This is a genomic window from Pseudoalteromonas sp. AWM4_233, from assembly GCF_056158285.1.
In genome coordinates, this window is record NZ_JBSWSZ010000133.1 from 1 (window position 1) to 4,744 (window position 4,744).

5 protein-coding genes and 2 pseudogenes are annotated in these 4,744 nt (G+C 53.1%); all 7 read right to left on the minus strand.

All coding sequences use genetic code 11. The features are described from left to right. Positions 1-236: 236 nt before the first annotated feature. Positions 237-1,294, minus strand: a pseudogene (gene leuB, locus ACXAC4_RS27170) (3-isopropylmalate dehydrogenase). Between the two features lie 150 nt (positions 1,295-1,444). Beyond that, positions 1,445-2,005: an endonuclease/exonuclease/phosphatase family protein gene (locus ACXAC4_RS27175; RefSeq protein WP_475168252.1), complete on the minus strand. Its 561-nt coding sequence runs from the start codon at positions 2,003-2,005 to the stop codon at positions 1,445-1,447. Further along, positions 2,002-2,361 carry an endonuclease/exonuclease/phosphatase family protein gene (locus ACXAC4_RS27180; protein WP_475168255.1) on the minus strand — a complete coding sequence of 120 codons (360 nt, stop codon included), beginning with the start codon at positions 2,359-2,361 and terminating at the stop codon, positions 2,002-2,004. Before ACXAC4_RS27180 ends, ACXAC4_RS27175 begins: the two co-directional genes overlap by 4 nt. Before the next feature lie 112 nt (positions 2,362-2,473). Then, a complete protein-coding gene (locus tag ACXAC4_RS27185; protein ID WP_475168257.1) occupies positions 2,474-3,052 on the minus strand; it encodes a hypothetical protein in 579 nt (192 codons plus the stop codon). Between the two features lie 629 nt (positions 3,053-3,681). After that, positions 3,682-4,074: a 3-isopropylmalate dehydratase small subunit gene (leuD, locus tag ACXAC4_RS27190; protein WP_475168263.1), complete on the minus strand. Its 393-nt coding sequence runs from the start codon at positions 4,072-4,074 to the stop codon at positions 3,682-3,684. A gap of 22 nt (positions 4,075-4,096) precedes the next feature. After that, positions 4,097-4,351: pseudogene (locus ACXAC4_RS27195) on the minus strand (nicotinamide mononucleotide transporter family protein); the annotation flags it as partial. Continuing rightward, positions 4,351-4,602, minus strand: coding sequence for a YkoF family thiamine/hydroxymethylpyrimidine-binding protein (locus ACXAC4_RS27200; protein WP_475162926.1), 252 nt, complete (start codon positions 4,600-4,602; stop codon positions 4,351-4,353). The gene ACXAC4_RS27200 and the pseudogene ACXAC4_RS27195, both read right to left, overlap by 1 nt. Between the last annotated feature and the right edge of the window lie 142 nt (positions 4,603-4,744).

The window sequence follows — 4,744 nt, forward strand, 5'->3', positions numbered from 1 at the left end:
TTACGCATTGAAGGTTAACCAAACCCAACAGTTTGAATAGCACCTATCAATGCGTAAATGGCGGCTTTTGCGTTCATTTGGTTACCGGCTGCGTTCTTGGGTGGTCTGATAGCGCTAGCGTGTCATGAAAGCTGCCGAAGTGACAAGCATTTAAGCGACCCGGCGTTAGGCGTTTTTGGAAAAGAAAAACGGACCGGAATTTCCGGTCCGTTCACATGCACGATGTGCAACGTGGTTTAAAGATTGGCGTCTAGTGCAGCGATGATTGCATCACCCATGCCAGAGGTGGTGACCGGGGTTACGCCTTCTTCGCCCAAAAGGTCTGCGGTGCGCACGCCGTCCGCCAGCACCTTCTCAACTGCGCTTTCCAGGCGGTCTGCTTCCGCGCCCAGGTCAAAGCTGTAGCGCAAGGCCATTGCAAAGCTGAGAATGCAGGCGATCGGGTTGGCTTTCCCTTCGCCAGCGATGTCCGGTGCGGACCCGTGGACCGGTTCATACAGTCGCTTTGGGGCGGCCGTTTTCCATCGGAGCACCCAACGATGCAGACGGAAGCATTCCCAGTGATCCGGTCAGCATCGCTGCAGCAGTCAGACAGCAGGTCACCAAACAGGTTGTCAGTCACAATAACGTCGAACTGTTTAGGCCAGCGGCACGAGCTGCATGGCACCCGTCGTCTGCGTACATGTGGGACAGCTCAACCTCGGGGTAGTCTTTTGAAACCTCGGTTACAACTTCGCGCCACAGGATGCCGCTTTCCATCACATTGGCTTTCTCCATCGAACAGAGCTTCTTGTCCGCGACGCATAGCAAGTTCGAAAGCGGAACGCGCGACGCGCTCGATTTCGGACTCGGTGTAACGCTGGGTGTTGATGCCCACACGTTCGTTGCCTTCTTCGATGATGCCGCGCGGCTCACCAAAGTAGATGCCCGAGGTCAGCTCGCGCACGATCATGATGTCGAGGCCTGCAACCACATCTTTCTTCAGTGACGAGAAATCCGCCAGCGCATCAAAGCATTGTGCCGGACGTAGGTTGGAGATACAGGTCCATCTCTTTGCGCAGGCGCAGGAGGCCACGTTCAGGTTTTACGGAGAAGTCGAGATCGTCGTATTTCGGACCGCCAACAGCGCCCAGCAGAACGGCGTCGACTTCTTGCGCTTTGGCCATTGTGTTGTCATGACAGCGGGGTGCCATGGGCGTCATAAGCCGCGCCGCCAACTAGGTCTTCGCTCACATCGAACTGAATGTCGCGCTTGTCACCAAACCAGGTCGATGATCTTGCGTACCTCGGCCATCACCTCGGGGCCAATCCCGTCACCGGGCAGAACTGAGAATCGATGGGTTAGACATCCTCAGTCTCCTTGAAATCGGTCGCTCCGGAGGTATCGTTCCTGCCCGGTGGGGTCAACAAGAGTGCTGAAAATAAGGGGCTTTGGCGGTGTCCTTCAGGGGAATTCAATGTCCATCCATACCAGATAGTGGCGGCTAGCGGTTGCCACAGGTGTTTCTGATCGCATCGGCCAGTGAACTCCGGCATCTGTCACGGTCAACGAAGTATCCGGTAGGATGTAATCAACCCTTAACGCGCCTGTTTGCGGCCAAACCACCGTATTGGCGCCGCCAGCCTCACTGCGTGGTGTCGGATCTTGCAGGCGCGGGTGGGTAAGCAAGGTCCTAATAGCCCCGTGCCGCCCTTCACCACGGTTGGGATCAAGGTTCGCGTCGCCGATCACAATGACCGGTTCGGTAAAGCCGTTGTCCTGATCCAGAAGGTGCGACCATAGCATGATCTCATCATGGTTGCGTTTGCCATTGCGATCCTCATCTCCGTCGAAAACCGGCGGAGTGGCATGAAAAATGAGAAGGTTCAGCCGCTGCTGATCCGGGAGCTCAACAGGAAGGATCCAGTGATTTGAGGAGGATAGCCGCTGGATGTGTTGCGCTGCCGCACTCGGAAATGGAGCACCGTCAGGGTGTTGCGGTAACGGATGCCCAGGGGAGTTCATGCCACAGTTGCGGGGTCGAGATCCACGAGTTCAGAGGTAAGCAAGGTCCATTTTGAGAAGACAACGATCCCATTTGCGCCGGTAAAGTCTCCGTAGCTCTGAGTGTCGCGCGGCCCGCCGTGCTTTCCATCTCCATCAAGGTCCAGGTCGGTGCGTAACCCGCTGTTGGGACGCGCCGTAAAGGCGTGGTCATACACCAGCTTTCTATCCGCCAGACGATGCTGGAAGGCCGCCATGGCCCGACCTTCACTGTCCCAATCGATACCCTGCAGGACCAAAATATCCGGCCTGGTGTCGATTATCACATCAATAATCGCCTCTGCTTGTGGCAGTGACTTTTGCTCCAACGCGCGCAAAAGCAGACCGGGGCCTTTTTGGAGAGCTCGGTGTTGTAGGTTGCGACCCGAAACGTCTCCGCCGATACGGGTGCAGCGATGATAGCCGCAAACAAGGCTGCGACCACACATCTCATATGGTTTGCAATGAGTCCGAGGCGGCATAAGTGCGTCGCCGTTGCGCTGCGATAAGGTCAGCAACCCGCAGCATTGCCATTCCCCGCATGACCATAGAGGCCGGAACAAAGGCCCAAAGGGCCATGCCCCAAATCAGCATCATTGGGTGGCCCAGGATGGCGATGCCCAGAAAGCTGTCGACCATCTTGATGCCGCCGGGGAGGGCGAACGGTAGTAAAACGCCCAGAATGACGTTCAGACGGCCATCACGTGTCATCCGACTGACAACGTCGCCGCCGGTGGTCGGATCGAACAGAGGCAAGTTGGTCCAGACGTTGAAGGAACCAGATGAAATTGGCCAGCCAGTTACTCTAATTGCAAAGGCGACGCAGGCTGTTGAAAGTATCGCAATAAAACAGGAAAAACCTGCCGCCGCGCGCGCGATGTTTTCTGTAGCCGTGCTGGTGTCCTCCGGCAGTATCAACGTCATCAGTTGGACCGGAGAAAGCGGAAAGTCGAGAGCATTGCCTAAAACTTTTCCAAGCCCGTGAAAAAGTGTGGTCAACCCATTTGAATTTGGGCCGTGGCGGAGCATGAGCGCTAAGCCGCAGACCATCATGAACAGGGCGACATATCGGATGCGGTTGAGTGGCGGAGCGTCCCGGAATTCGACGAAGCTCGGAAAATGCAGAGTTATATTCAGCGAAGATCAAAGCCCCAGCCAGCAAGGCGAGGAAGACCACCAATTCCGGCGTTCCATTGATGTCCTGCGCTAAGATCAAGGACGGCATGGCAATGAGCAATGCCACCAAAATCGCACGCACGGCTGCTGCTGCAATCCGAGCTATCACATTCTATTCCTTCAAACCGGACCGGCGCATTTTCACGCTCGTCGTCGCACTTTGAAGCGCCCCAGAATTGCCTGGGGGGCTCTGCCTCATTTTTGCCCTTATTTCATCACGATTGCCTTAATCGTCTCAAGCGTGGAGGCGGAAATTACGAGGTTTTAATGCGTAGTTTTACCAGGTGGTGCCGTAATGCATCATCTTGCACGTGAAAAATCAGCGTCTTGCGTTAACTATCTGGGGAAAAGGTAAGCGTCTTGTCGGGAAACGCGCGCAACTGAAGTGTGGCGAATTTGTGGTGATTTTCGGATCTTGGACCTGAAAAAGGCCGCCCCAAGCTGGGGGCGGCCATTTGTTTTCCAGACTGTAGTCGCCTGCATTACACCCAGGGACGGGCCTGTGCGGCTTGGTCTTCAAAGGTTTTGATGCTTTCGGCTTTTTCCAGCGTCAGGCCGATGTCATCCAAGCCGTTCATCAGGCAGTGCTTTTTGAAGGCGTCGACTTCGAACTTGATCACATCTCCTTCGGAGGTGGTGATTTCCTGAGCGTCCAGATCCACCGTCATGCGGGCGTTCTCGCCTTTTTCGGCGTCTTTCATCAGAATGTCGACTTGCTCCTGAGGGAGAACAACCGGCAACATGCCGTTCTTGAAGCAGTTGTTAAAGAAGATGTCGGCAAATGAGGTCGAGACGATCACTTTGATGCCGAAATCCGCCAACGCCCACGGCGCATGCTCACGCGAAGATCCGCAGCCAAAGTTGTCGCCGGCCACCAGGATCTGGGATTTGCGAGGGCTGCTTGCCTTGTTGCCACATATACCAACCCACTACCGCCATTACCATGTAATACACATTTAATGCGGATTCCATTAACAATGCACCATTCCAATACATAATGGTATAAATAAACGTACTAAGAAAAGCTGCAGGCCAGCACCATTGATTCTCTTTCACAGCCAAAAAGACATAAGCCAGAGAAAGTATGACTGCGATGTACTCCCAGCCAGACATAGCAGTAAAACCGGAAAATGTGGCGCTTAAAAATTCAATCATTGCGGCGATAAATCTCCCGAAATGAACTTACACACAAATACAATCTTCCCAAACTCTTCAAAAGAGCGTTTCATTTCTTGCTGAAGTACCGACATAACGAGGTCATATTCACCAAATACTTGGGTAGACATTGTATTGGTTAACACTTTAAGATCTGGATGTTTATTTAAGCGCTCAATAAAGGCTTTGATAAAAGGGATATAATCTGAGTGAAGTGGATATTTGCTAATTTCTACAGATAGCTGCATTTTGAAATCCATAATAGAAGTGTTTTACCTATTTTAGCCTCTGAGATTTTTTAAGGAATAGTTTTATTGAGGTTTTTACCCGTCATAAAATTCGCTTTTGGCAGGTGCTGTGTAAGAGGTGAATCTAACCGTCGTTAACCTT

Excerpts from the sequence above, each read along its gene's own strand:
- ACXAC4_RS27175 (WP_475168252.1), bottom strand. The coding sequence starts at position 2,005 with ATGAACTCCCCTGGGCATCCGTTACCGCAACACCCTGACGGTGCTCCA.
- ACXAC4_RS27200 (WP_475162926.1), bottom strand. The coding sequence starts at position 4,602 with ATGCAGCTATCTGTAGAAATTAGCAAATATCCACTTCACTCAGATTAT.
- ACXAC4_RS27185 (WP_475168257.1), bottom strand. The coding sequence starts at position 3,052 with ATGCTCCGCCACGGCCCAAATTCAAATGGGTTGACCACACTTTTTCAC.